Below are 26,614 nucleotides of genomic sequence, written 5' to 3' on the forward strand. Positions count from 1 at the left end.
ACGATCACCTCGTCCGCGACCTCGCCGAACTCCGACGCCCCGCCGAACTCCCGCTCCTGGCCGAACTCCGAGGGCCCGCCCAGGGCGGGTCGCGCGAGCGGTCCGCCGTGCCGTCGTCGGGCCCCGTCGGGGCCGCCGCGCCCCCCTCGGACACGCCGTAGGCTTGCCCTTTCGGCAGGCCGGCGCCCTCGGGGAGGGCCCGGCCGGGTAGGGACCGCGGGAGTGGACGGACGTGCTGCAGGACATCGAACGCCATCTGGCCTGCCCGCACTGCGCGCAGCCGCTCGCCCTCGACGGGCGCACCCTGCGCTGCCCGGCCCGGCACAGCTTCGACCTCGCCAAGCAGGGCTACGTCAGCCTGCTCGCCGGCGACGCCCACACCGGCACCGGTGACACCGCCGAGATGGTCGCCGCCCGTGACGACTTCCTGGACGCCGGCCACTACCGGCCGATCGCCGACGCCCTCGCCGAGGCGGCGGTGGCGCTCGTGGCCGGCGCCGAGGCCGGTGGGGAGCGGGGCGGCCCCGGCCACGCGACCCGTACCGACCAGACCGGTACGGACCCGGCCGGTGCGGACCAGACCCGTACCGACCAGACCGGTGCGGACCCGGCCGGCGGAGGTCTGGTGGCCGACCTCGGTGCGGGCACCGGCCATTACCTGGCCCACGTCCTCGACGCCCTGCCCGGCCGGGCCGGCGCCGCCCTGGACATCTCCAAGTACGCGCTGCGCCGCGCCGCCAGGGCCCACCCCCGGATCGGCGCCGTGGTGTGCGACGCCTGGCGCCCGCTCCCGCTGCGCGACGGCTCGGCCGACCTGGTGCTCAACGTCTTCGCGCCCCGCAACGGTCCCGAGATCCGGCGGGTGCTGCGCCCCGGCGGCGCCCTGCTGCTGGTCGCGCCGACCTCCCGGCACCTGCGCGAACTCGTCACCGCGCTGGGCCTGCTCTCCGTCGACGAGGAGAAGCAGCGCCGGATCGAGGAGAAGCTCGGCCCGTACCTGACGCCCGGTGAGCGCCGCGAGGTCGAGTTCCCGCTGCGGCTGTCCGCCGCCGACGTCCGGACCGTGGTCGGCATGGGCCCCAGCGCCTGGCACACCGACCCGGAGGAGCTGGCGGCCAGGCTCGCCCGGCTGCCCGATCCGGTCGAGGTGACCGCCTCGGTGACGGTCGCGGTCTACCGGCGTTGACCGAGGGCGGGGGCCGTGTGTCCCCTGGGGCGGGTGTGGCAGGCGGGGCCGGGACGGTCCACCCCGTTGGGATGAATCTCCCGAGCAGGCACGTTTCTGCCCCCTGACCTGCGGCTACCGTCCGGTGGGTGAATCGCGACGCCACCCGGCCCGCCGTGCCGGCCGCCCTCGAACCCGCCGCTCCCCGCTCCGGAACGCCGGTCTCCGGCTCCGGAACCCCGCTCCCCGCAGGGCCGGCCACCGGTGCCCCCGCCCCCGTCGCCCCCGGCCGGGCCGCGTCCGTGCCGGGCCCGGTCGCCGCACCGGGCGCGCGCCCGTCCGCCGGGAGCGCCGGCCCCGGTGAGCGGGCCGTGTTCCGGCCGACCGTCGAGGAGCTGCGGCTCACCTCGTTCAAGTCCTACCGCCGCGCCGTCCTGCCGCTCGCCCCGCTCACCGTGCTGCACGGCCCCGCAGGCGTCGGCAAGTCCAACGCGCTCGACGCCCTCGCCGTCCTCTCCCGGCTCGCCATCGGCGAGGACATCGCCGACTCCCTGGACGGGATGCCCGGCGTCACCGGCCCGCTCGCCACCCCGGTCCGCGGCGGTCTGGCCGGCTGCGTGCCGCACGGCCGCGACGCGGTCATCCTGGGCTGCACCGTCCGCTCCGGGGTCGGGCAGATCCGGCTGGAGGTGGTGATCCGGACCGACGGGCCCGTCCGGATCGCCCGCGAGCAGCTCATCCTCGACGGCCGGACCCTCGTCGAGACCGCCGAACAGGACCTGCGCCACCAGCGGATCAACGTCACCTGGCACAACAACACCCGGCAGGGCGACATCCGGGCGCCCTTCCCCAGCGGCGGCCTGATCACCGCGCAGCTCCCGTTGCGGGTGGCGGGCTCCTCCACCGGCGAGCGCAAGGTGCTCGCCGCCGCCGAGCAGCTGCTCACCGCCCTGCGCGAGGTGTTCCCGGTCCACCCCGTGCCCGCCCTGATGCGGGACTGGACGCGACCCGACCCGCAGGCCCGACTGGTCAGCACCGCCGCCAACATCTCCGCGGTCATCGCCCGGCTGAGCAACGAGTGCACCCGGCGCTACGGCCAGCTGCTGCGGGTCGTGCAGTCCGCCGCCCCGCACCCGCTGCTCGGACTCGAACTCGCCCGGCGCGGCGAAGGGCCGGACGAGCGCGTGCTCGCCGTCTTCGACGAGGGCGTCCTCGGCCCGACCGGCGCCGACCAGGCCTCCGACGGGATGCTGCGCCACCTCGCCTTCGCCGCCGTGCTGCTGACCGGCGCGGGGGTGCTGGACGTCGACCCCGCCGCCGAGGTGCCGTGGGCCCACCGGCAGCTCACCGTGCTGGCCGACGACCTCGGCTCGGGGCTCTGCCCGGAGCAGGCCGCCACCCTGCTGAGGCTGGCCCGCGAGATGTCCGGGCGCAACCAGCTGCGGGTCCTGGGGACGCTCCAGGAGCCCTCCGCCGCGCGCGAGGCGCTCGGCGGGCCGGGCGAACTGCCGCCGGGGGTCACCCTGGTCGAGTGCCGACGGGACCCGGACTCCGGGTACAGCGTGCTGCGGACGGAGTCGGCGCGGGTGCCGGTCCAGTGCGTGCGGGGGGTGGGGGAGGCGGAGCCGGAGGGCGCGGCCGCCGGGCCGGGAGGGGATGCGGTAGACCTGAGGGGTGAGCGAACGAGCGACGGGGCCTGAGGGTGGAGCGGCGGAGGCCGGTGCGGCCGCGGTGGGCGGTGGGGCGGGGTCGGTGGCGGACGGCGAGCCCGGGTCGGCGGTGGCCGGTGGGCCGGGGGCGGCGGTGCCCGGCGGGGATCCGAGCCTGGAGGGTCTGCGGGTGCGGCTGGTGGAGTTCGCGGCCGCGCGCGGTTGGCAGCCCTTCCACACCCCCAAGAACCTCGCGGCCGCGCTGAGCGTGGAGGCCGGTGAACTGCTGGAGATCTTCCAGTGGTTGACGCCCGAGCAGGCCGCCGCGGTGATGGCGGACCCGGACAGCGCGCACCGGGTCCGGGACGAGGTGGCCGACGTGCTCGCCTACCTGGTGCAGTTCTGCTCGGTGGTCGGGGTGGATCCGCTGGCCGCCCTGGCGGCCAAGATCGAGCGCAACGAGGTGCGCTTCCCGGTGCCCGGGACGGGCGGTGACGTCACCTCGGGGGCCGCGGGTTAATCCCTGCGGGGGAACGGATTCATCCACAGCCCCGGGTTGTCCACAGCTTTCCGGCCGGTGGCTGCGGGAACCCGGGGGCGGGTGCACTCTTCTGCCGTGAGCACGGAGACACCGTGCGTAGCGAGCGGGAGGAGTGGCCGTCGATGGATGCGCTGCGACTGATCAAGACGTCCCGGCACGCCCTGGCGGAGGCCAGGACGGTGCCGGACGTGCTGGCGGAGGCCCGGCAGGCCGCGCTGCTCACCGAGGCGGTGGGGGCCAGACTGGCCGAGCGGGAGGACCAGGAGGACGGCGAGCTGGCGCTGCTGGGCCAGTTGCTCTCCGCGGCGGGCACCCACGCGGCCGGCTGTCTGGAGCAGCCGCCGCCGGGCTCCTCGCCGCCGGATTCCGAACAGGGGACGCTACTGACGGAGGCATCCGGGTCCGGGATGTCGGTGACCGGGATGTCGGTGCGGTGCTGGCCGGAGCCCGGATCGCCGGATTCGTGGCCGCGCGGACGGGCCGGACGGCTGACCGAGCTCGGCGCGCTGGAGCCGATGACGGCCGAGCTCGGCCGGCTGCTGCACGACATGGCCGAGACGCTGGTGGTGCTGGCCTGCGGGGCGGACACCGAGAGCCTGTACTGGACGTGCGTCGACGGGATCGACGCCGGTACGGAGTGCCGCGACCTGGTGGCGGATCTCCATCGAGCGGTCCGGCGGGCTGAGGGCATCGAGGGGCCCGACCCGGACGAGCCCTGGGAACCGGACGTCGACCCGGACACGGGGACGAACGCCGGAGAGGGTGCCGACGTGGGCCCGGACGCGGACACCGGGCCGGATACGGACGTGGGTCCGGAGATCGACGTGGGCCCCGAGGCCGACATGTGTCCGGAGGCTGGTACGGGCCTGGGGGCCGGCGTCGGGTCGGGCCGGGACCGCGGCGCGGTGGCGGATCGGCGGGTCCCCGTGCGGCCGGTCGGCGGCGGGACGCCGTTACTGGTGGTCCGGCTCGACCCGCCGCCGGGTTGTGACCGCTGCGGCTACCGGGTCCGCGGGGCGTCGGGCCGTTCGGTGGCGGGCCCGTCCGACGGGGCCGCCGGGGCGGGGGCGGTGCCACGGGCGCCGGAGGACTGCAGCGCGGCGAGGTCCGCGGTCACCGAGGCGAGCAGCTCCTGCATCTGCTCCAGCAGGCTCTTGGGCGGGGCGGGCACCGCCGACGGGTCGGCGGCCTGCGGTGCCGTGGTTGCCTCGGAGCAGGATTCGGACATGAGGAGACCTCTTCGGATCGGTAGTGCGGTCTGATGCGGCCGGCGGCCCCCAGCCGACCCGCCGACCGGGCACGCCCGGTGCACCGTCGCCGGGCCGGGCGCTCCCGGTGCTCCGACCAACGAACCGCGCCCGCGCCCGGTCACCTCCCGCCACCCGATGCGGTCCAAGTCCTCGGGGCGGTAAGCCTCCCGGGTGAGCCCGGCTTGCCGTCGGCGAGCCGCCTCGGGTAGGGCCTGCCCGGGCTTGCCTACCGCGACCTGCCCATCGCGCCCACCGATCGCGCCCCGCCGGTCGGGTCGGCCCGGGCCGCTCCCGCGCGCTCGGCGCCGGCGAACGGGCGGGCCCCGGCACCCGAGGTGGGTGCCGGGGCCCGGACCGGCGCGGCGTTCCGGGCCGCCGTGGGGCGCCCGGTGGCCGGTGCCGTCAGTTGTGGGCGTGCAGCTCCGCGTTCAGACCGCCCCAGGAGCCGGAGCGGGCGATGACCTCGACCGCGCCGGTCTGCGAGTTGCGGCGGAACAGCAGGTTGTCCTGGCCGGACAGCTCCACGGCCTTGGCGACCTCGCCGTCCGGGGTGGTCACCCGGGTGCCGGCGGTCACGTACAGGCCGGCCTCGACGACGCAGTCGTTGCCCAGCGAGATGCCGATGCCCGCGTTGGCGCCGAGCAGGCAGCGCTCGCCGACCGAGACGACCTGCTTGCCGCCGCCGGAGAGGGTGCCCATGATCGAGGCGCCGCCGCCGATGTCGCTGTGGTCGCCGACCACGACGCCCGCGCTGATCCGGCCCTCGACCATGGAGGTGCCCAGCGTGCCGGCGTTGAAGTTGACGAAGCCCTCGTGCATCACGGTGGTGCCGACGGCCAGGTGGGCGCCGAGGCGCACCCGGTCGGCGTGGGCGATGCGGACGCCCGACGGGGCGACGTAGTCGGTCATGCGCGGGAACTTGTCGATCCCGTACACGGCGAGCTGGCCGCCCTGGGCGCGGACGGCGAGGCGGGCCCGCTCGACCGCGTCCACCGGAACCGGGCCGATGCTGGTCCACGCCACGTTGGCGAGCAGACCGAAGACGCCGTCCAGGTTCTGGCCGTGCGGCCGCACCAGGCGGTGGCTCAGCAGGTGCAGACGCAGGTAGGCGTCGTGCGCGTCGATCGGCTTCTCGTCCAGGGAGGAGATGGTGGTGCGCACCGCGACCACCTCGACACCGCGGCGCGGGTCGGTGCGCAGCGCGTCGGTCGCGCCGGCGCCCAGTTCGGCCTCGGCCTGCTCGGCGGTCAGCCGGACGGTGCCGGTCGGACCGGGCTCGGCGGTCAGGGCGGGAGCGGGGTACCAGGTGTCGAGGACGGTGCCGTCGGCGGCGATGGTGGCCAGACCGGCGGCGACGGCGCCCTGCGGGCGGGAGGTGGATTCAGCAGTCACATCGTGCACGTTAACGAATGCGGGCGCCGGGTGCCGAACACGCTCACCGTGCGGACGTCCTGTCCGGCGGGCACGCGGCCGGGATCCGGGCGTGGCCGGCCTGGCGTCGGCGTGGTGGCCGATGGTACTCGCGCGGGCGTCGGCGGGGTGCTGCCAGGGGCGCCGTTCGGGCGTCGTCCCGGCGTCGGCTGCCGTCGGCCGACGCCGGGCAGGTGATCGGGCGGGAGCAAAATCCGGGTGCTCACGGGCTCGGTGCTCGGCGATACTCGTGCAGGTGTTCATCTCGATCTCCACCACGGGCACGGCCGAGAGCCCTGCCACTGACCTGGGCTTTCTGCTGCACAAGCACCCTGGCAAGGTCCAGCGGTTCGGGACATCCCACGGCGAGGCGCACGTCTTCTACCCGGAGGCGGACGAGGAGGTCTGCACGGCGGCGCTGCTGCTGGACGTGGACCCGATCGCCCTGGTGCGCCGGGGCCGCGGCAAGGGCCGCGGCTCCCCGGACTTCGCGCTCGCCCAGTACGTCAACGACCGTCCCTACGCGGCGTCCTCGCTGCTCGCGGTCGCCCTGCGGACGGTGTTCCGCACGGCGATGAAGGGTGTCTGCGAGACCAGGCCGGGCCTGGCCGAGCAGCCACGGCCGCTGCGGATCTCGATGCCCGCCGTGCCGGCGAACGGTGCCGGCGACGGCGGTGGCGTGGGGATGGTCGGCCGGCTGTTCGAACCACTGGGCTGGCAGGTCGAGGCGGCCGCGATCCCGCTGGACGAGGCCTTCCCCGAGTGGGGCGAGTCGCGGTACGTCCGGATCGAGCTGACCGCGACCACCCTGCGCCTGGCCGACGCGCTCCAGCAGCTGTACGTGCTGCTGCCGGTGCTCGACGGCGCCAAGCACTACTGGGTCGCGCCGGACGAGGTCGACAAGCTGCTCGCGGCCGGAGAGGGCTGGCTCGCGGACCACCCCGAGCAGGCCCTGATCGCCCGGCGCTACCTGTCGCGTCGCTGGTCGCTGACCCGGACGGCGATGGAACGGCTGGAGCTGGCCCGGTTGGCCGAGGCGGACGACCGGGAGGCCGAGGAGATCGACAACGCGGTGGACGACGGCGACCACCCGGAGGAGCCGGACGGTCCGGCGAGCCCGGGCGGCACGGAGTCGTCGGCCGCCGGGGCGACCGGCGGGGCGGTCGACGGACCGGACGCCCCGGCGGCCGAGGAGCGGGCCCCCTCGCTCGCCGAGCAGCGCCGTGCGGCGATCGTCGCCGCCCTGCGCGAGGTCGGCGCCGCGCGGGTGGCCGACCTGGGCTGCGGGCAGGGCGAGCTGATCGGCGCGCTGCTCAAGGACCCGGCGTTCACCCGGGTGCTCGGCGTGGACGTGTCCGTACGGGCGCTGACCGCGGCCGCGCGCAAGCTCCGGCTGGAGCGGATGTCGGAGCGCCAGTCGGCCAGGGTCGAACTGGCCCAGGGCGCGCTGACGTACACCGACGACCGGCTGAAGGGGTTCGACGCGGCGGTGCTCTCCGAGGTGATCGAGCACCTGGACCTGCCCAGGCTGCCGGCCCTGGAGTACGCGGTGTTCGGCGCGGCCCGTCCGGCCGCGGCCGTGGTCACCACGCCGAACGTCGAGTACAACGTGCGCTGGGAGAGCCTGCCGGCCGGTCACGTCCGGCACGCCGACCACCGCTTCGAGTGGGACCGCGCGCAGTTCCGCGCCTGGGCCGAGCGGGTCGCGGCGACGTACGGCTACACGGTCGTGCTGCGTCCGGTCGGCCCGGAGGACCCGGAGGTCGGGGCGCCGACCCAGCTCGCCCTGTTCCGGATCGGCACGCCCGCCGCGCCGAACACGCCCGCCGCACCCGCCGGCACCGCCGCACCCGTCGACACCGCCGCACCGACCACGACGCCCGAAGGAGGCGAGACCCGATGACCGATGCCACCGACGCGACGGACTCCACCGAAGCGACCGGCACCACGGACGCGACCAGCACCACCGACCCCACCGGCGCACCCGAGGGGACCGCCCCCGACGTGCCGGCCGCCGAGCAGCCGCAGCCGCAGCCGCGTCCCCGGCGGCTGCCCGTCACGGACGTCTCCCTCGTCCTGCTGATCGGCACCAGTGGAGCGGGCAAGTCCAGCTTCGCGCGCAAGCACTTCCTGCCCACCCAGGTGGTCTCCTCCGACTTCTGCCGGGGCCTGGTGGCGGACGACGAGAACGACCAGTCCGCCTCCGCCGAGGCCTTCGACGTGCTGCACTACATCGTCGGCAAGCGTCTGGCGGCGGGCCGGCTGACCGTGGTGGACGCCACCAACGTCCAGCCGGAGGCCCGCAAGCAGCTGGTGCGGATCGCCCGCGAGCACGACGTGCTGCCGATCGCGATCGTGCTGGACGTCCCGCCGGGCGTCTGCGCCGAACGCAACCGCAGCCGTCCGGACCGCCAGCTGCCCGCCCACGTGGTCCCGCGTCAGAACCGCGAGCTGCGCCGCTCGCTGCGCGGCCTGGAACGCGAGGGCTTCCGCAAGGTGCACATCCTGCGCGGCGAGGCCGAGGTCGAGGCGGCCGAGATCGTGATGGAGAAGCGGTTCAACGACCTGCGCCACCTCACCGGCCCGTTCGACGTCGTCGGCGACATCCACGGCTGCCGCTCCGAGCTGGAGACCCTGCTCTCCCGGCTCGGCTACGCCCTCACCCGGGACGACGCGGGCCGCGCCGTGGACGCCGTCCACCCGGAGGGCCGTACGGCGGTCTTCGTCGGCGACCTGGTCGACCGCGGTCCGGACACCCCGGGCGTGCTGCGCCTGGTGATGGGCATGGTCGCCGCCGGGCACGCGGTCTGCGTGCCGGGCAACCACGAGAACAAGCTCGGCCGGGCGATGGACGGTCGGAAGGTCACCGTCTCGCACGGCCTCCAGGAGTCGCTGGACCAGCTGGCCGGGGAGCCGGAGGAGTTCCGGGCCGAGGTCCGGGCGTTCATGCGGGGCCTGGTCAGCCACTACCTGTTGGACGGCGGCGCCCTGGTGGTCTGCCACGCGGGCCTGCCGGAGAAGTACCACGGCCGGGCCTCCGGCCGGGTGCGCTCGCACGCGCTGTACGGGGACACCACCGGCGAGACCGACGAGTACGGCCTGCCGGTGCGCTACCCGTGGGCGGAGGAGTACCGCGGCAAGGCGCTGGTGGTCTACGGGCACACGCCCGTCCCCACCGCGAGCTTCCTCAACAACACCATCTGCCTGGACACCGGCTGCGTCTTCGGCGGCAGCCTGACCGCGCTGCGCTACCCCGAGCGCGAGCTGGTGAGCGTCCCGGCGGAGCAGGAGTGGTACGCGCCGGTGCGCCCGATGCTCACCGACGCGCCGGGTGCCCGCGAGGGCCGTCCGCTGGATCTCGCCGACGTGGCCGGCCGCCGGGTCGTCGAGACCACGTTGCACGGCCGGGTCGCGGTGCGGGAGGAGAACGCGGCGGCGGCGCTGGAGGTGATGAGCCGCTTCGCGATCGACCCGCGGCTGCTCGCCTACCTGCCGCCCACCATGGCACCCAGCGCGACCTCGCGCCGCCCCGGGTACCTGGAGCACCCCGAGGAGGCGTTCCTCGCCTACCGCGAGGACGGCGTGCGGCACGTCGTGTGCGAGGAGAAGCACATGGGTTCGCGCGCGGTGGTCCTGGTCGGCCGGGACACCGCCGCGCTGGAGAAGCGCTTCGGCGTGGACGGCCCGGGGGCGATCTGGACCAGGACCGGCCGGGCGTTCCTGGCCGACGACGGGCTCACCGCCGCGATCCTGGAGCGGGTGCGGGCCGCCGCCGAGCGGTCCGGCCTGTTCGAGGAGTTGGGCACCGGCTGGCTGCTGCTGGACGCCGAGCTGATGCCGTGGTCGCTCAAGGCCGCGGAGCTGCTGCGCCGTCAGTACGCGGCGGTCGGCGCGGCGGCGGGTGCGGCGCTGCCGCAGGTGCTGGCCGCCCTGGAACAGGCGGCCGGGCGCGGGCTGGACCTGGCCGCGCTGACCTCCCGCCAGCGGCAGCGGGCGGCGGACGCGCAGGCGTTCACCGAGGCGTACCGGCGCTACTGCTGGCCGACGGAGGGGCTGTCCGGCATCAGGCTGGCGCCGTTCCAGGTGCTGGCGGCGGAGGGGGCGAACCTCGCGGTCCGTCCGCACGACGAGCACCTCGCCTGGATCGACCGCCTGGTCGACGCCGACCACGAGGCCTGCGCCGGCACCGGCCTGCCGGACGGTACCGCGCCGGACGGCACCGCGGGTACGGCGGGCGCGCCCACCCCGGTGCTGCACCGCACCGGCCGGGTGCTGGTCGACACCGCCGACGAGGCGTCCGTCGCCGCGGCCACCGCCTGGTGGGAGGAGCTCACCGGGGCCGGCGGCGAGGGCATGGTGGTCAAGCCGCTCGCCTCGCTGGTGCGCGGCGCGGCGGGGGAGGGGCGGCCCGGCGGGCTGGTCCAGCCCGGTGTGAAGGTGCGCGGCCGGGAGTACCTGCGGATCATCTACGGCCCGGACTACACCGAGTACCTGGACCAGCTCCGTCAGCGCTTCCTCGGCCACAAGCGGTCGCTGGCGCTGCGCGAGTACGCGCTCGGCCTGGAGGGGCTGGACCGGCTGGCGGCCGGCGAGCCGCTGTGGCGGGTGCACGAGACGGTGTTCGCGGTCCTGGCGCTGGAGTCGGAGCCGGTCGATCCCCGGCTCTGAGCGGTCGCTGCCACGGGCGGTCGGCGGGGGTGTCACCCCGGCGACCGCCCGGAACGACGCAGCGGATCCCGCGCGGATCCCCTGAATGGATCCCTGCATCCGGGCCTGCATAGAAATTCCGGTCGTCGTATATAGTTGCTGCTTCGCGGTTGGCGCGGCCATCCGCTCGTCCACCCGTCCACCCGCCCACTCAGGATTCACACGGGAGCCCGGCATGGCGTTCAACCTCCGGAACAGGCACTTCCTCAAGGAGCTCGACTTCACGCCCCAGGAGTTCCGCTTCCTGGTGGACCTCGCCGCCCAGCTCAAGGCGGCGAAGTACGCGGGGACCGAGCAGCCCCGGCTGCGCGGCAAGAACATCGCGCTGATCTTCGAGAAGACCTCCACCCGGACCCGCTGTGCCTTCGAGGTCGCCGCCCACGACCAGGGGGCCGCCACGACCTTCCTGGACCCGGCCGCCTCGCAGATCGGTCACAAGGAGTCGATCAAGGACACCGCCCGGGTGCTCGGCCGGATGTTCGACGGCATCGAGTACCGCGGGCACGGCCAGGAGATCGTCGAGGAGCTGGCCACCCACGCGGGCGTGCCGGTCTGGAACGGCCTCACCGACGAGTGGCACCCGACCCAGATGCTGGCCGACGCGCTGACCATGCAGGAGCACGGCGCCAAGCCGTTCACCGCGACCACGCTCGCCTACCTCGGCGACGCCCGCTACAACATGGGCAACTCGCTGCTGGTCACCGGCGCCCTGCTCGGCATGGACGTCCGGATCGTCGCCCCGAAGCAGCTGTGGCCCGCCGAGGAGGTGCAGAAGGCCGCCCACACGCTGGCCGCCTCCACCGGCGCGCGGATCACCCTCACCGAGGACGTGGCCGAGGGCGTGGCCGGCGCCGACTTCCTGTACACCGACGTCTGGGTCTCGATGGGCGAGCCCAAGGAGGTCTGGGCCGAGCGGATCGAACTGCTCAAGCCGTACCAGGTGTCGATGGACACGGTCCGGGCCACCGGCAACCCGGACGTGAAGTTCCTGCACTGCCTGCCCGCCTTCCACGACCTGGGCACGGTGCTCGGGCGGCAGATGTTCGAGGAGACCGGCATGGCCGAGCTGGAGTGCACCGACGAGCTGTTCGAGTCGGCGCACTCCATCGTGTTCGACCAGGCCGAGAACCGCCTGCACACCATCAAGGCGGTCCTGGTCGCCACCCTCGGCGCGTAATCGGCTCCGGCGCAACCGGCTTCGGGGCGGGGGGCGTCGCGGCGGCTCAGAGATCGAGGTTCACGCAGGCCGCCCGGTCGCCCGCGCCGTGGCGGCCGGCGGGCCGGCCCGCGTGCAGGACGAGCGAGCGGGCCTCGCCGCGCCGGGGCTGCCAGTTGACCGCCGTCCTGGCGGTGCCCTCGCCCCGGGCGTCCGTGCGCACCGTCAGCCGCAGTTCGTTGTGGTCGTTGACGTACACCGGGTCGGTGGACGGCTGCACCGGGTCTCTCGCGTCCTGGTAGTGCGCGCCGGACGCGGCGGGGTCGGCGCCGCACGGTCCGGTGTGCAGGTGCGCCGGGAAGACGTGGTCCGGTGCGACCCTGCTCAGGGTGACCTCCAGCACGGTCCGCCCGGCCGTGGACCGGTCCACCACCACCCGCACGTGCGAGCCGTACGGCACCAGGTCGGTGGCGTGGCTGATGGCGGTCGGCGGCACGAAGGCCGTCGCCGGATCGAAGTCGGTCTCGACCACGACGTTCGGGGCCGGCCCGGCGGCGGCCGGGGAGGCCGGGCCCGGGTCGGGGACCGGCAGCAGGGCGAGCGGGAGCAGCGCGGCGGCGGTGTACGGAACGGGCATCGGTGGTCGGGCCTTCCGGAGGGTCGGGTGGAGCACAACCTCCCGATGTTCCCGGCCCCGGGCCCGCCCGCTCCGCCGCCGGGCCGCTCCCGCTCGGCGGATCACCCGGACGTGTCACCCCGGCCGGCGCCGCACGGGCCGTCCCGCGCCGCCGTCGCGGGCGTCACGGGGCGTCACGGGTGTCACCCCTCGGGGTTCTCCGGGGCGGTGCGGTGGATCCCCCGGATCTCGCAGCGCGGGCCGCTCGCCCGCATCAGCCGCAGGTCGGCGGTGACCAGCGGCACCCCGTACTGCTCGGCGACCGCCACGTAGGCGGCGTCGTCCGGGGTGAGGTTGTCCTTGAGCTCCCAGATCCGGCCGAGCAGCGGTGCCACCTCGACCTTGCGGATGCTCAACCCGGGCAGCCGGGCGGCGATCTCGGCGACCCGGTCGGCGGTGAGCTCCTTGGCCAGGTAGAGACCGCGCAGCGACTGCATCACCTCGATGACGACGTGCTCGGGCGCCACCCACTCGCCGCCCGCCGCGAGCTCGGCCCGGGCGGCGGTCCCGCGCGTGCCCTCGTCGGCCAGCGCCAGTACCAGCGCGGACGCGTCCACCACGATCATCAGTCGGCCCCCGGCCCGTCGGCGTGTCAGTCACCGGCCACCGTACCCACCGTACCCGCCGTACCCGCCGGGCCCACCGTACCCGCCGTACCCGCCGGGCCCGCCGGGCCCCGCCGAGGCTCGGGAGCGGCCCGAGCGGCCGGGAGCGGCCAGGGCCGACCCTCCGCCCGGGCCACCGGCTCACCGTTCGCCGGGCTCACCCGCTCACCGTTCGCCGGGCTCACCGGCTCACCGGGCCACCCGCTCAGCGACCGGCCGGGGTGGCCGAGGCGGTCGGGGTGCCGGGCGCCCCACGCCCCGGGGTGTTGTTGAAGAAGGGCGTGATGCCCTTGTTCGCCTGCTCGGCCCGCTCCGGGGTGATCCACTCCTGGAGGCTCCCGCTGGTGACCGCGGCCTTCAACTGCTCCAGGCTGTGTGGGAGTTCGCGCGGACTGCCGTAGATGCCGCCGGACATCTCGGTCAGCGTGATTCGGTGGTTGTCCTTGCGCAGCAGGTCGACGGTCCGGTTCCGGTAGCGGTCCTGGGTGAGCTCGGTCAGCAGCAGGGTGCTGCCGTCGGGGAGCTTGGTCACCTCGCACCGGTCGAGCTTCGGACCCGGCCGGGCCGTGATCGTCGCGCAGTCGTAGCGGTCGTCGTACCCGATGGAGGACGGGTCGTGCCCGGGGCCCATCGGGTTCGAGCCGGGCTTGAACAGCGCGCCGAGGCCACCCTCGAACTTGATCCGGAGGTTGACCGGGCCCTTGCCGTCGTCATACATCAGGGTGCTCTCGGTGAGGACGTTCCCACGCTCCCCCTGCGTCCAGCCCACCAGGGAGTAGTAGCCCTCGTAGGCGCTGAAGGTGCCGTTCCGGGGGAGGGACTCGACCAGTCCGAGGGCGGCCGCGTGTCCGGTCAGGGCGACCTTCCCGCTGTTGGCGCCCGTGCCGGCCTGGACCTTCTCCGGGCCGTCGTCGGTGTACCGGTTCGGGCCGGGGTCCTTCTCCTTCGGGGGAAGGGGCGATGCCGTCCCCGAGGCCGATCCGGCTCCCGCCGCGGCGGTCACCGTCCCGCCGTCGCCGCGCCCGTCGGGCGTCAGGGCCACCACGCCGCCGACGGCGAGCAGGACCGCCGCCGCCACCGTGCCGGACGCGGCCGCCCGCCGCCGGCGCCGCAGCACCCGGCCGCGCGTGGCGGCCCCGCTGACCAGCGGGCCGAGGTCCGGGGCGACGTCCGTCATCGCCCGGTCGAAGGTGGCGGACAGCCGCCGGCCGTCGGATTCCAGTTCGTCCATGATCTTCTCGGTTCCCTCTCTCTGGATCGTGCTCTGGGTCGTGCCGAATCGCTGGGTCGTGCCGAAGGTGAGCTGTGCCGAAGGTGAGCCGTGCCGGACCCCCGCGCCGCAGCGAAGTCGTGCCGGGCCGTGCGCCGGAGCCGACGGGGTCCTCAGGAGGCCGCGAGGCGGTCCACGCCGCGGTCCCCGAGGACCGTCCGCAGCCGGCCGAGGGCGCGCAGGGACTGGCTGCGGACCGCGCCGGCGCTGACGCCGAGCTCGGCGGCCGTCTCGTCGACGCTGCGGTCCTCCCAGTACCGCAGCACCAGGACCGCCCGGTCGCGGGGCGGCAGTTCGCCGAGCGCCGCGAGCAGGGTGACGCGCAGGGCGGGGTCGCCCTCGGGGACGATGTCGTCCGGCAGGTCGCCGAACGCGGGCTGCTCACCGCTGCGCCGCAGCCGTCGGTGGGAGAGGTAGCTGCGGACCAGGGTGCTGCGCGCGTACGCCTCCGGGTGCTCGGCCCGGCGGACCTTGGACCAGGAGGCGTAGAGCTTGGCGAGCGCGGTCTGGGTGAGGTCCTCGGCGAGGTGCCAGTCCCCGCAGAGCAGCAGCGCGGTGCGGAAGAGCTGGTGCCCCCGGCTGTGGGCGAAGTCCTCGAACTCCGCGGCCTCCTCGGCCCGTCGTTGCTTCCTGATCACCGGTGTCCCCTCGTGCCGTGCGGTGTGTTCCCCCTGCGCCCGGTTAGACGCCTGAGCCCGGAGGCCGCGTTACGGGCCACCGCGGAAGGCCGGGAAGGCCGGGAAGGTCGGGAAGGTCGGGGAGGCCGCACGAAAGGCCGAGCGGAAGGCCGGGGGAGACCCGGGGAGGCCCGGGCGAGGGCGCGCGGAGAGGCGGGGAAGCCCCCGGCGGACGGCGGACGGGGAAGCCGCGGGTGCGGGCCGTGCGGAACTAGGGCATGCCGAAGTGGTGAACCGGCGGGCATGCACTATGGTTTATCTCGACATCGAGATAACTGCCCACTACGATATATCTCGACATCAAGATACTTGCCGAGAGGCGCTCACCGGCGGTGCGGGCAAGGTAAGCCTAAGTAAGGCTGACCTTACCACCGTGGCGGCCGGATACCGCACGAAGCACCTAGAAGGAGTCAGTCGTGTCCGCGAACAGCTTCGACGCCCGCAGCTCGCTGCAGGTGGGCGACGAGTCGTACGAGATCTTCAAGCTCTCCGCCGTCGAGGGTTCCGAGCGGCTGCCCTACAGCCTCAAGGTGCTGCTGGAGAACCTGCTCCGCACGGAGGACGGCGCGAACATCACCGCCGGCCACATCTCCGCCCTCGGCAACTGGGACGCCACCGCGCAGCCGAGCCAGGAGATCCAGTTCACCCCGGCCCGCGTGATCATGCAGGACTTCACCGGTGTGCCGTGCGTGGTCGACCTCGCCACCATGCGCGAGGCCGTCAAGGAGCTGGGCGGCGACCCGGCCAAGATCAACCCGCTGGCCCCGGCCGAGCTGGTCATCGACCACTCCGTCATCGCCGACAAGTTCGGCACCCCGGACGCCTTCGTCCAGAACGTCGAGATCGAGTACGGCCGCAACAAGGAGCGCTACCAGTTCCTGCGCTGGGGCCAGACCGCCTTCGACGAGTTCAAGGTCGTCCCGCCCGGCACCGGCATCGTGCACCAGGTCAACATCGAGCACCTGGCCCGTACGGTCATGGTCCGTAACGGCCAGGCCTACCCGGACACCTGCGTCGGCACCGACTCGCACACCACCATGGTCAACGGCCTGGGCGTGCTGGGCTGGGGCGTCGGCGGCATCGAGGCCGAGGCCGCCATGCTGGGCCAGCCGGTCTCCATGCTGATCCCGCGCGTGGTCGGTTTCAAGCTGACCGGCCAGCTGCCGGCCGGCACCACCGCCACCGACCTGGTGCTCACCATCACCGAGATGCTGCGCAAGCACGGTGTGGTCGGCAAGTTCGTCGAGTTCTACGGCGACGGCATCGGCGCCATCCCGCTGGCCAACCGCGCCACCATCGGCAACATGTCGCCGGAGTTCGGCTCGACCTGCGCGATCTTCCCGATCGACGCCGAGACCATCAACTACCTGAAGCTCACCGGCCGTGACGAGCAGCAGCTCGCCCTGGTCGAGGCGTACGCCAAGGAGCAGGGCCTCTGGCACGACCCGTCGGTCGAGCCGGTCTACTCCGAGTACCTGGAGCTGGACGTCTCCACCGTCGTCCCGTCGATCTCCGGCCCGAAGCGCCCGCAGGACCGCGTGATCCTGGCCGAGGCCGCCGACAGGTTCGCCGAGGCGCTGCCGACCTACTCGGCCGAGGCGTCCAAGCCGACCGCGGTCACCGCCCCCGACGGCTCCTCGTACACCATCGACAACGGCGCGGTCGTGATCGCCTCGATCACCTCCTGCACCAACACCTCCAACCCCTCCGTCATGCTGGGCGCCGCCCTGCTGGCGAAGAAGGCCGTGGAGAAGGGCCTGACGGTCAAGCCCTGGGTCAAGACCACCCTGGCGCCCGGCTCCAAGGTCGTCATGGACTACTACGAGAAGGCCGGCCTGCTCCCGTACATGGAGAAGCTGGGCTTCAACCTGGTCGGCTACGGCTGCGTCACCTGCATCGGCAACTCGGGCCCGCTGCCCGAGGAGGTCTCGGCCGCGGTCAACGAGTCCGACCTGGCCGTCGTCTCGGTGCTCTCCGGCAACCGCAACTTCGAGGGCCGGATCAACCCCGACGTCAAGATGAACTACCTGGCCTCCCCGCCGCTGGTGGTCGCCTACGCCCTCGCCGGCAACATGAACGTCGACATCACCCGCGACGCCCTGGGCAAGGACGCCGACGGCAACGACGTCTTCCTCGCCGACATCTGGCCGTCGGAGCAGGAGGTCGCCGACACCGTCGCCGGCTCCATCGACCAGGACATGTTCGACAAGGGCTACCAGGACGTCTTCGCCGGTGACCACCGCTGGCAGTCGCTCCCGGTCCCGACCGGCAACACCTTCGAGTGGGACGCCGAGTCCACCTACGTCCGCAAGCCCCCGTACTTCGAGGGCATGGCCAAGACCCCGAGCCCGGTGACCGACATCGCCGGCGCCCGCGTCCTGGCCAAGCTGGGCGACTCGGTCACCACCGACCACATCTCCCCGGCCGGCAACATCAAGCCGGGCACCCCGGCGGCGCAGTACCTGACCGCCAACGGTGTGGAGAAGCGCGACTTCAACTCGTACGGCTCGCGCCGTGGCAACCACGAGGTGATGATCCGCGGCACCTTCGCCAACATCCGTCTGCGCAACCAGATCGCGCCGGGCACCGAGGGCGGCTACACCCGCGACTTCACCCAGGCCGACGCGCCGGTGTCGTTCATCTACGACGCCTCGCAGAACTACCAGGCCGCCGGCATCCCGCTGGTCGTCCTGGCCGGCAAGGAGTACGGCTCCGGCTCGTCCCGCGACTGGGCCGCCAAGGGCACCGCGCTGCTCGGCGTCAAGGCCGTCATCGCCGAGTCCTACGAGCGCATCCACCGCTCGAACCTGATCGGCATGGGCGTCCTGCCGCTGCAGTTCCCCGAGGGCCAGAACGCCGACTCGCTGGGCCTGACCGGCGAGGAGACCTTCTCCTTCACCGGTGTGACCGAGCTGAACGACGGCCGCACCCCGGCCACCGTGAAGGTCAAGGCCGGCGACGTCGAGTTCGACGCGGTCGTGCGCATCGACACCCCCGGCGAGGCGGACTACTACCGCAACGGCGGCATCCTGCAGTACGTGCTGCGCAGCCTGATCGGCTGAGCCGCCCGCTAGACCGGTGAGGGGCCGGACCGCGTTCGCGCGGTCCGGCCCCTCCCGCGTTCCCGCGTTCCTTCCGTATGCCCGCGCCCCGCCCGACCCCTGCCCGCCGCTCTCCCGAAGCCCACCCGAAGCCCGTCCGCGCGCCTCCCGAAGCCCGTCCGCGTTCTGCGTACCGCCTCATTCGTGTCCGCGCTCTTGCCCGCGGCGTCCGCAATGGACTAAACCTCTATCTCAAGCTTGGTCCAGACCATTTGACGCTGCCTCAGAGAAAGCGCGGGTCTTCTCGTATGCGCATGATCAGTCGCACCGCCGCCCTGCTCGCCGCCGTCACGGTGGCCTCCGCGCTCGCCGCCCCCACGGCCTCGGCCCACGACCGCGACCACGCTCCGAGGCTGAAGGGCCAGCGGGTCGGCTACTTCACCCAGTGGGGCGCCGACAGCTCGGCGAAGCGGGTGCAGGAGTCCGGCCAGGCCGGGAAGCTCACCGTCATCAACTACGCCTTCGGCAACGTCTCCGCCGACGGCACCTGCTTCGAGAGCAACGAGGCGGGCCAGGGCGACGCCCGCAACGACTACCAGCGTCCGTTCACCGCCGCCGAGTCGGTGGACGGCGTGGCCGACGCCCCCGGCCAGCGGCTCAAGGGCCACTTCAACCAGCTGCGCAAGCTCAAGGCCGCCAACCCGCAGCTCAAGGTGGTCATCTCGCTCGGCGGCTGGACCTGGTCCAAGTACTTCTCGGACGCCGCCGCCACCGCGGAGGCCCGCCGCAAGTTCGTCTCCTCCTGCGTGGACCTCTACATCAAGGGCAACCTGCCGACGCTCGGCGGCGAGGAGGGCGGCCGGGGCGCCGCGGCCGGCGTCTTCGACGGCATCGACGTCGACTGGGAGTACCCGGGCGGCGGCGGTGACGCGGGCAACGTGGTCCGCCCCGAGGACGGCCGCAACTTCACGCTGCTGATGCAGGAGTTCCGCCGCCAGCTGGACCAGGCGAGCGGCCGCAAGGGCCCTCACCTGCTGCTCACCGCGGCGGTCGCGGCCAACGAGACGGTGGCCGGCCGGCTGGAGCTGCCGAGGCTCGCCAGGTCCGTCGACTTCCTCAACCTGATGACCTACGACCTGCACGGCCCGTGGGAGGGCAAGGGCCCGGCCAACCACCACGCCAACCTCTACTCCGACCCCACCGACCCGGACCCGCGGCAGCGCAGCGCCGACAAGGCGGTCGACTTCTACGTGAAGAACGGCCTGCCGGCCGCGAAGACCGTCCTCGGGGTGCCCTTCTACGCCCACGGCTGGACCGGCGTGCCGGCCGGCGGCCGCGGCGGACTGCACCAGCCGGCCACCGCGGCCGCCCCCGACCTCTCCTACAAGGAGGTCAACGCCAAGCCCGGCACCGTGCACGTCGACCGCGAGCACGGCGCGAGCTGGAAGTACGACGGCACCACCTTCTGGAGCTACGACACCGCCGAGGTGCTCACCCAGAAGGCCCGCTACGCCCGGTGGAACGACCTGGGCGGGGTGATGGTGTGGTCGCTGGACGGCGACGACGAACGGGGCAGCGGGATCGGCGCCCTGCACCGGGGCCTCCAGCGCGACTGAGCCCGTACGCGACCGGGGGCCGCGCACGCCTGATCCCGTACGCGACCGGGGCCCGTGCACGCCCGGGCCCCTACGCGGCCGGGCCCGCCGCCGTACGCGAACGCGTACGACGGCGGGCCCGGTGACCGGTGCCGCGTGACCGTCAGAGGCGGTCGCAGGCCTGGGCGCGCAGCGCGCGGGCCAGGTCGTCCCGGCACTCCAGCACGAGGCGGCGCAGCGCGGGCGCCGCGTCCGGGTGGCCGTCCAGCCAGGCGTCGGCCTCGGCGATGGTCCGCTCGCCGATCTGGGCGCGCGGGAAGAACCCGCCGACGATCCTCATCGCGATCTCGATGGTCCGCTCGGACCAGATCCGCTCCAGCAGCTTGAAGTAGGGGTCGGCGTAGAGCGCGGTGAGGTCGCGGTGCGAGGGCAGCGCGAAGCCGGCGATGTTCGCCTCGACCAGGGCGTTGGGCAGCTCGTCCGAGTCGATGACGGCGGCCCAGGCGGCGGCCTTGGCCTCGGCGGTGGGCCGGGCGGCCAGGGCCTGGGTGTACTGGCGCTTGCCGCTGGCGGTGTTGTCGGTCTCCAGCTCCGCGGCGAGCTCCTCGTCGGAGGCCTGGCCGGCCGCGGCCAGGGCCAGCCAGAGCGACCAGCGCAGCTCCTGGTCGACGTCCAGGCCGTCGATCCGGGCGGTGCCGGCGAGCAGGCCGCGGACCAGGCCGAGGTGCTCGGAGCCGCTGGCGGTCTGGGCCAGGAACCGGGCCCAGGCGAGCTGGTGGTCGCTGCCGGGGACGGCCGCGCGCAGCTCGCGCAGCGCGCCGTCGGCGAGCAGCCGGTTGCCCTCGCCGCGCCAGGCCGCGTCGGCGTACAGGTCGACGGCGCCCTTGGACTGCTGGTGCAGGGACTGCAGCACGCCGATGTTGGCCTCCTGGCCGGCGAAGCGCAGCACCAGGGCCACGTAGTCGCGGGCGGGCATCAGGCCGTCGCGGGTGAGGTTCCAGACCGCGGACCAGGCGAGCGCGCGGGCGAGGTCGTCCCGGACGTCGCCGAGGCCGACGCGGACGGTCTCCAGCGACTCGGCGTCGAAGCGGATCTTGCAGTAGGTGAGGTCGTCGTCGTTGAGCAGCACCAGCGCCGGGCGCGGGCGGCCGGCCGCCTCGGTGACGACGGTCCGCGCGCCGGTGACGTCGAGCTCGATCCGCCCGGTGCGCACCAGGGCGCCCTCGTCGTCGCGGTCGTACAGGCCGACGGCGATGCGGTGCGGGCGCAGCACCTCGCCGTCCTGGAGCACGGCGAGCTCGGTGATCCGGCCCTCGGCGTCGAGGGTGAGCTGCGGGGTGAGCGAGTTGACGCCGGCGGTCTGCAGCCAGGCGGCGGCCCAGGACGTGAGGTCGCGGCCGCTGGTCTCCTCCAGGATGTCCAGCAGGTCGCCGAGCACGGTGTTGCCGTAGGCGTGCCGCTTGAAGTAGCGGCGGGCGCCCTCGAAGAAGGCCTCCGAACCGGCGTACGCCACCAGCTGCTTGAGCACGGCCGCGCCCTTGGCGTAGGTGATGCCGTCGAAGTTGAGCTTGGCGTCCTCGAGGTCGCGGATGTCCGCGGTGATCGGGTGGGTGGTGGGGAACTGGTCCTGGCGGTAGGCCCAGGCCTTGCGCTGGTTGGCGAAGGTGACCCAGGCGGAGGAGGCGTGCCGGGTGCGCGCGCCGATCAGGCCGTAGGAGCCCATGAAGTCCGCGAAGGACTCCTTGAGCCAGAGGTCGTCCCACCACTTCATGGTGACCAGGTCGCCGAACCACATGTGCGCCATCTCGTGCAGGATGACGTTGGCCCGGCCCTCGTACGCGGCGTCGGTGACCTTCGAGCGGAAGATGAACTCCTCGCGGAAGGTGACGCAGCCGGGGTTCTCCATGGCGCCGATGTTGTACTCGGGCACGAAGGCCTGGTCGTACTTGCCGAAGGGGTACGGGTAGTCGAAGGTCTCGTGGAAGAAGTCCAGGCCCAGCTTGGTGACGCCGAGGATCTCGTCGGCGTCGAAGTAGCGGGCGAGCGAGCGGCGGCAGAGCGCGGCGAGCGGGATCTCCAGCGTGGTGCCGTCGGGCAGGACGCGACTGTAGTGGTCGGTGACCGTGTGGTACGGGCCGGCGACGACGGCGGTGATGTAGGTGGAGATCGGCCGGGTGGGCGCGAAGTGCCAGGTCCGGGCGTCGCCCTCGGTGGTGACGCTCTCGTGGACGGCGTTGGAGCGCACGTCCCAGGCGGCGGGGGCGCTGACGGTGAAGGTGAAGGGCGCCTTCAGGTCGGGCTGCTCGAAGGTGGCGAACACCCGGCGGGCGTCGGCCGGCTCGTAGTGGGTGTAGAGGTAGGTCTCGCCGTCCACCGGGTCGGTGAAGCGGTGCAGGCCCTCGCCGGTCCGGCTGTAGGCGCAGTCGGCGTCGATCTCCAGCACGTTCTCGGCGGCCAGGCCGTCCACGTGCACCCGGGCGCCGTCGAAGGCGGTGGCCGGGTCGATCGCGCGGCCGTTGAGGGTGACCGAGCGCACCGAGACGGCGAGCAGGTCGAGGAAGGTCGCGGCACCGGGCCGGGCGCAGCGGAAGGCGATGGTGGTGACGGACCGGAAGGTCGTGGCCGCCGGGTCGGGGGCGGAGGTCACGTCCAGCCGGACCCGGTAGCTGTCGAGGGCCAGGATGCTGGCCCGCTGCTGGGCCTCGTCGCGACTCAGGTTCTTGCCCGGCACGGCGGTACTCCTTTGTCCGGCTCGCACGGTGGTGCGGTTCGCGGTGGTGCGGTTCGGTGCGTCGGTGCTCGCACCGGGGGCATCTTTTCACGCCCCCCACGCCGGTACCATTGCACAAATCGGTGCAGCTGCCCGGAATCAGCGGGGGCGGCCGGGTGTTGGGTCGTGGAGGGCCCCGTCCGGGGTCCGGTACGGACCTGTCCCGAGTACCTCTCATGAAGGACGACAGCCTTGACGACTGCCGCTGAGCGCAAGACCGCCGACTTCTGGTTCGACCCGGCCTGCCCGTGGGCCTGGATGACGTCGCGATGGCTGATCGAGGTCCAGCAGCTGCGTCCGGTGGACGTGAACTGGCACGTGATGAGCCTGTCGGTGCTGAACGAGCACCGTGACCTCCCGCAGAACTACCGCGAGCTGCTGGACAACGCCTGGGGCGCGGTCCGGGTCTGCATCGCGGCCGCCGAGCAGCACGGCGACGAGGTGCTGGGCCGCCTCTACACCGAGCTGGGCACCCGCTTCCACAACCAGGCGCTGCCGCAGAACCGCGAGACGATCGAGGCGGCGCTGGTCGCGGCCGGCCTGCCCGCCGAGCTGGCGGACGCGGCCGACACCGACGCGTACGACGAGGCCCTGCGCGCCTCCCACAAGGAGGGCATCACCCTGGTCGGCGAGGACGTCGGCACCCCGGTGATCGCGGTGGAGGGCGCGGACGGCGAGCGGGTCGCCTTCTTCGGCCCGGTGGTCACGCCGGCCCCGCGCGGCGAGGCCGCGGCCCGCCTGTGGGACGGCACCCTGCTGGTCGCCGGCACCCCCGGCTTCTACGAGATCAAGCGCACCCGTACCGCGGGCCCGTCCTTCGAGTGACGGCCGGCGGGCGGCCGTCCGGGAGCGAGACCCGGGCGGCCGTCCGCGGCGCCGTGACAGGACACGTCGGCGGCGCGCGGCGGAGCACGACGAAGGGGCCCGGTACCGAGTTCTCGGTACCGGGCCCCTTCGCCGTGCGCGCGGTGGCCGCGGTCAGCCTTCCGCGGCCGTCACGCGGCGGCCGGTCAGCCGTTCAGGGCGCGTGCCGCGTCCCGCTTCTGCTTGACCAGGCCCGCGGTGACCAGGGCGGCGATCAGCACGGCGGCCGCGTACAGCTGCTCGCGGTTGCCCTCGGTGGTGGTCATCAGGGCGAGGATGCCGGCCACACCGGCCATGGCGAGCCAGGTCAGGTACGGGTAGCCCCACATCTTCACGGTCAGCAGCTCGGGCGACTCGCGCTCCAGGCGACGGCGCATCTTCAGCTGGACGAAGCAGATGAACAGCCAGACCACCAGGATGGCGACGCCGGTGGTGTTCATCAGCCAGGTGAAGACGGTGTCGGGCCAGAACTTGCCGGCCAGCACCGCGCCGAAGCCGAAGACGCAGGAGGCCAGCACGGCCAGCCGCGGCACGCCGCCGGAGACCTTGGCCAGCGCCTTGGGGCCCTGGCCGCGGGAGACCAGCGAGTACGCCATCCGGGAGGAACCGTAGATGTTGGCGTTCATCGCGGAGAGCAGGGCGATCAGCACGACCGCCTTCATGATGGTGTCCGCGCCCGGGATGCCCAGGTGCTGGAGCACGGTCACGTACGGGCCGTTGGTCGCGACCGACGGGTCCTTCCAGGAGACCAGGGTGACGACCAGGACCATCGAGCCGATGTAGAAGATCGCGATCCGCCAGACCGCGGTGCGCACCGCGTTGGCGACGTTCCTGCGCGGGTCGTCGGACTCGGCGGCGGCGATGGTGACGGTCTCCAGACCGCCGTACGCGAACACGGAGGCGAGCAGGCCGACGATCAGGCCGCTGGTGCCGTTGGGCAGGAAGCCGCCCTGGCCGGTGAGGTTGGTGGTGCCGGGGGCGCCGTCGCCGAGCACGCCGGTGACGCCGAGGGTGCCGATCACCAGGAAGGCGACGATCGCGGCGACCTTGACGGCGGCGAACCAGAACTCGAACTCGCCGAAGTTCTTCACCGCGGTCAGGTTGCTGGCGCAGAAGAAGACCATGAAGAGGCCGACCCAGACCCAGGCGGAGACGCCGGGCACCCAGCCGTTCATGATCTTGCCCGCGGCGGTGGCCTCGGCCGCGACGCCGCAGCAGAGCATCACCCAGTACATCCAGCCGGCCGTGATGCCGGCCCAGGTGCCGATCTCCTTCTCGGCGTGCACCGAGAACGAGCCGGAGGCGGGACGGGCGGCGGACATCTCGCCCAGCATCCGCATGATCAGCATGACCAGGAGGCCGGCGAGGACGAAGGTGAGCACGATGGCCGGGCCGGCGGCCGCGATGCCCGCGCCGGAGCCCACGAACAGGCCGGCGCCGATCACTCCGCCGAGGGCGATCATCGACAGGTGGCGCTGCTTGAGGCCGTGCGTGAGCTGCTGCGGTCCGTCGGTGGGGGTGGGGGTGGAGGTCGTCCCGGGCGCCGAGGGCGCGGAGGTACGGGCCATGAGGGTGGAATCCCGACTGTCTGGATATCCCCGTTCGGATATCGGGCTAGGCCGCCCAATATCCGGGCACTCCGTCGCCCATGCCAAGAAATCTCCGCGCGGGCCCACGATACGGACCGATCAATGACCGAAAGTGATCGCATTGAGACTGAAAGCTGTCATCGACTCGGTCGGATCCGACAATGACCGCCCTCGGGGGTTGTCGGATCCGAAGGCGGCGCACCGTCAGATCCTTGCGTAGGTTGACAACCGTTCACCTCATTGATCATCCGGAAGCGGAGAAAACCGATGGCCACTGCCAGCCCGACCCCCGCCCGCGCCGTGCTCGCCGACCTGCTGCCCGCGGCCGGCACCCGCCTCGGCGCCCAGGCCCGCGACCTCGCCCTGGTGGCCGGCGGCGCCGTTCTCACCGGCCTCGCCGCCCAGCTCGCGCTGCCCGTCCCCGGCTCGCCCGTCCCGGTCACCGGCCAGACCTTCGCCGTGCTGCTGGTCGGCACCGCGCTCGGCGCCCGCCGGGGCATCGCCTCGCTCGGCCTCTACCTGCTGGCCGGCATGGCCGGCCTGCCGTGGTTCGCCCACGCCACCTCCGGCTGGTCGATGCCCACGCTCGGCTACATCATCGGCTTCGTCGTGGCGGCCGGCCTCACCGGTGCGCTGGCCCGCCGCGGCGCCGACCGCAAGCCGCTGGACACCGCGGTCGCGATGGTCCTCGGCAGCGTCGCGATCTACGCCGTCGGGGTGCCCTACCTGGCGTTCTCGCTCGACGTCCCGCTCGCCCGCGCCGCCGAGCTCGGCCTCTACCCCTACCTGGTCGGCGACACCCTCAAGGCCGTCCTCGCCGCCGGCGCCCTGCCGCTCGCCTGGAAGCTGCTCGGCCGCCGCTGAGCCGGCCGCGGGGCCCCCTTGCGGAGCCCGGGCGCACGCACGTGCCACACTGCTCCCATGCGCGTGTACCTGGGCTCCGACCATGCCGGATACGAACTGAAGAACCACCTCGTCGAGTGGCTCAAGGAGGCCGGCCACGAGCCGGTCGACTGCGGGCCGCACATCTACGACGCCCTCGACGACTACCCGCCGTTCTGCCTGCGCGCCGCCGAGCGCACCGCGGCCGACGCGCAGGCGCTGGGCATCGTGATCGGCGGCTCCGGCAACGGCGAGGCGATCGCCGCCAACAAGGTGAAGGGCGTGCGGGCCGCGCTGGCCTGGAGCGAGCAGACCGCCGCGCTCGGCCGCGAGCACAACAACGCCAACGTGATCTCCATCGGCGGCCGCATGCACAGCCAGGAGGAGGCCACCAAGTTCGTCGAGGTCTTCCTCAACACCCCGTACAGCGGTGACGAGCGGCACACCCGCCGGATCGACATGCTGAGCGAGTACGAGACCACCGGCGAGCTCCCGCCGATCCCGGCCCACCACCCGCAGGAGAGCTGACCTCCACCCCCCGGACCGGCCCCACGGGCCCTGTGGCATCGGCCACAGGGCCCGTTCGTCGCCGGGGGCGCGTGGGCGGAGGGGTGCGCGGGGCGCGTGCCGCGGCCGGCCGCGGGTACGCCCAACCGGCGCACGCCTCCTGACGCCCCGGCTGCCCCCGTGCCATTCGGCCGAAACCCGCTGACGCGCCCGCGCCACGCCCCGACCGGCCACGTCCGGCCCGTCGACGACGACCCACG

At 73.5% G+C, this 26,614-nt stretch carries 19 protein-coding genes; 12 read left to right on the forward strand and 7 right to left on the reverse strand.

Annotated features, from left to right (window positions below; genetic code table 11):
• The first annotated feature begins 232 nt into the window (after nucleotides 1–232).
• The 4 genes from ACWEQL_RS16875 to ACWEQL_RS16890 all read left to right on the forward strand — a co-directional run bounded on the left by ACWEQL_RS16875 (nucleotide 233) and on the right by ACWEQL_RS16890 (nucleotide 4,617).
• Nucleotides 233–1,186, forward strand: coding sequence for a putative RNA methyltransferase (locus ACWEQL_RS16875; protein ID WP_452151020.1), 954 nt, complete (start codon nucleotides 233–235; stop codon nucleotides 1,184–1,186).
• Nucleotides 1,187–1,314: 128 nt separating this feature from the next.
• Complete coding sequence (locus ACWEQL_RS16880) at nucleotides 1,315–2,865, forward strand: ATP-binding protein (RefSeq protein WP_452151021.1); 1,551 nt, start codon at nucleotides 1,315–1,317, stop codon at nucleotides 2,863–2,865.
• 103 nt (nucleotides 2,866–2,968) lie between these two features.
• Nucleotides 2,969–3,334 (forward strand): nucleotide pyrophosphohydrolase, encoded by a 366-nt coding sequence (locus ACWEQL_RS16885; RefSeq protein WP_452151054.1) that lies wholly within the window; start codon nucleotides 2,969–2,971, stop codon nucleotides 3,332–3,334.
• A 113-nt stretch (nucleotides 3,335–3,447) separates the two neighbouring features.
• Nucleotides 3,448–4,617: a DUF6099 family protein gene (locus tag ACWEQL_RS16890; RefSeq protein WP_452151022.1), complete on the forward strand. Its 1,170-nt coding sequence runs from the start codon at nucleotides 3,448–3,450 to the stop codon at nucleotides 4,615–4,617.
• Between the two features lie 390 nt (nucleotides 4,618–5,007).
• Here ACWEQL_RS16890 and dapD read toward each other — a convergent pair whose 3' ends face one another.
• On the reverse strand, nucleotides 5,008–5,997 hold the full coding sequence (dapD, locus tag ACWEQL_RS16895; RefSeq protein WP_452151023.1) for a 2,3,4,5-tetrahydropyridine-2,6-dicarboxylate N-succinyltransferase: 990 nt from the start codon (nucleotides 5,995–5,997) through the stop codon (nucleotides 5,008–5,010).
• A 274-nt stretch (nucleotides 5,998–6,271) separates the two neighbouring features.
• Between dapD and ACWEQL_RS16900 the strand changes: the two genes are divergently transcribed.
• The 3 genes from ACWEQL_RS16900 to argF all read left to right on the forward strand — a co-directional run bounded on the left by ACWEQL_RS16900 (nucleotide 6,272) and on the right by argF (nucleotide 11,899).
• Complete coding sequence (locus ACWEQL_RS16900) at nucleotides 6,272–7,918, forward strand: 3' terminal RNA ribose 2'-O-methyltransferase Hen1 (RefSeq protein WP_452151024.1); 1,647 nt, start codon at nucleotides 6,272–6,274, stop codon at nucleotides 7,916–7,918.
• On the forward strand, nucleotides 7,915–10,683 hold the full coding sequence (locus tag ACWEQL_RS16905; RefSeq protein ID WP_452151025.1) for a polynucleotide kinase-phosphatase: 2,769 nt from the start codon (nucleotides 7,915–7,917) through the stop codon (nucleotides 10,681–10,683). The genes ACWEQL_RS16900 and ACWEQL_RS16905 overlap by 4 nt, the downstream gene beginning before the upstream one ends.
• 214 nt (nucleotides 10,684–10,897) lie before the next feature.
• Nucleotides 10,898–11,899: an ornithine carbamoyltransferase gene (argF, locus tag ACWEQL_RS16910; RefSeq protein ID WP_452151026.1), complete on the forward strand. Its 1,002-nt coding sequence runs from the start codon at nucleotides 10,898–10,900 to the stop codon at nucleotides 11,897–11,899.
• Nucleotides 11,900–11,945: 46 nt separating this feature from the next.
• Here the strand turns inward: argF and ACWEQL_RS16915 are convergent, their stop codons facing one another.
• From ACWEQL_RS16915 to ACWEQL_RS16930, 4 genes are all read right to left on the reverse strand, one after another.
• Nucleotides 11,946–12,515, reverse strand: a complete 570-nt coding sequence (locus ACWEQL_RS16915) for a superoxide dismutase family protein (protein ID WP_452151027.1) — start codon at nucleotides 12,513–12,515, stop codon at nucleotides 11,946–11,948.
• A 182-nt stretch (nucleotides 12,516–12,697) separates the two neighbouring features.
• Entirely contained in the window at nucleotides 12,698–13,120 is a 423-nt protein-coding gene (locus tag ACWEQL_RS16920; protein WP_452151028.1) for a type II toxin-antitoxin system VapC family toxin, read from the reverse strand.
• A gap of 244 nt (nucleotides 13,121–13,364) precedes the next feature.
• On the reverse strand, nucleotides 13,365–14,390 hold the full coding sequence (locus ACWEQL_RS16925; protein ID WP_452151029.1) for a hypothetical protein: 1,026 nt from the start codon (nucleotides 14,388–14,390) through the stop codon (nucleotides 13,365–13,367).
• A 152-nt stretch (nucleotides 14,391–14,542) separates the two neighbouring features.
• Nucleotides 14,543–15,067: a SigE family RNA polymerase sigma factor gene (locus ACWEQL_RS16930; protein ID WP_452151030.1), complete on the reverse strand. Its 525-nt coding sequence runs from the start codon at nucleotides 15,065–15,067 to the stop codon at nucleotides 14,543–14,545.
• A 455-nt stretch (nucleotides 15,068–15,522) separates the two neighbouring features.
• Here ACWEQL_RS16930 and acnA point away from each other — a divergent pair, with 455 nt between their 5' ends.
• Together acnA and ACWEQL_RS16940 are read left to right on the forward strand one after the other, a co-directional pair.
• Complete coding sequence (gene acnA, locus ACWEQL_RS16935) at nucleotides 15,523–18,168, forward strand: aconitate hydratase AcnA (RefSeq protein WP_452151031.1); 2,646 nt, start codon at nucleotides 15,523–15,525, stop codon at nucleotides 18,166–18,168.
• A 293-nt stretch (nucleotides 18,169–18,461) separates the two neighbouring features.
• A complete protein-coding gene (locus ACWEQL_RS16940) occupies nucleotides 18,462–19,763 on the forward strand; it encodes a glycoside hydrolase family 18 protein (protein ID WP_452151032.1) in 1,302 nt (433 codons plus the stop codon).
• 142 nt (nucleotides 19,764–19,905) lie between these two features.
• On the opposite strand, the gene pepN is transcribed toward ACWEQL_RS16940, so the two are convergent.
• Nucleotides 19,906–22,473, reverse strand: coding sequence for an aminopeptidase N (gene pepN / locus ACWEQL_RS16945; RefSeq protein ID WP_452151033.1), 2,568 nt, complete (start codon nucleotides 22,471–22,473; stop codon nucleotides 19,906–19,908).
• 231 nt (nucleotides 22,474–22,704) lie between these two features.
• Between pepN and ACWEQL_RS16950 the strand changes: the two genes are divergently transcribed.
• On the forward strand, nucleotides 22,705–23,337 hold the full coding sequence (locus ACWEQL_RS16950) for a mycothiol-dependent nitroreductase Rv2466c family protein (RefSeq protein WP_452151034.1): 633 nt from the start codon (nucleotides 22,705–22,707) through the stop codon (nucleotides 23,335–23,337).
• 185 nt (nucleotides 23,338–23,522) lie between these two features.
• On the opposite strand, the gene ACWEQL_RS16955 is transcribed toward ACWEQL_RS16950, so the two are convergent.
• The gene (locus tag ACWEQL_RS16955; RefSeq protein ID WP_452151035.1) at nucleotides 23,523–24,944 is read right to left on the reverse strand and encodes an amino acid permease; all 1,422 of its coding nucleotides are present in this window, start codon (nucleotides 24,942–24,944) and stop codon (nucleotides 23,523–23,525) included.
• A 288-nt stretch (nucleotides 24,945–25,232) separates the two neighbouring features.
• Here ACWEQL_RS16955 and ACWEQL_RS16960 point away from each other — a divergent pair, with 288 nt between their 5' ends.
• Entirely contained in the window at nucleotides 25,233–25,829 is a 597-nt protein-coding gene (locus tag ACWEQL_RS16960; protein WP_452151036.1) for a biotin transporter BioY, read from the forward strand.
• Between the two features lie 57 nt (nucleotides 25,830–25,886).
• A complete protein-coding gene (locus tag ACWEQL_RS16965) occupies nucleotides 25,887–26,375 on the forward strand; it encodes a ribose-5-phosphate isomerase (RefSeq protein ID WP_452151037.1) in 489 nt (162 codons plus the stop codon).
• Nucleotides 26,376–26,614: the final 239 nt, after the last annotated feature.

Source organism: Kitasatospora sp. NPDC004240, assembly GCF_053603215.1.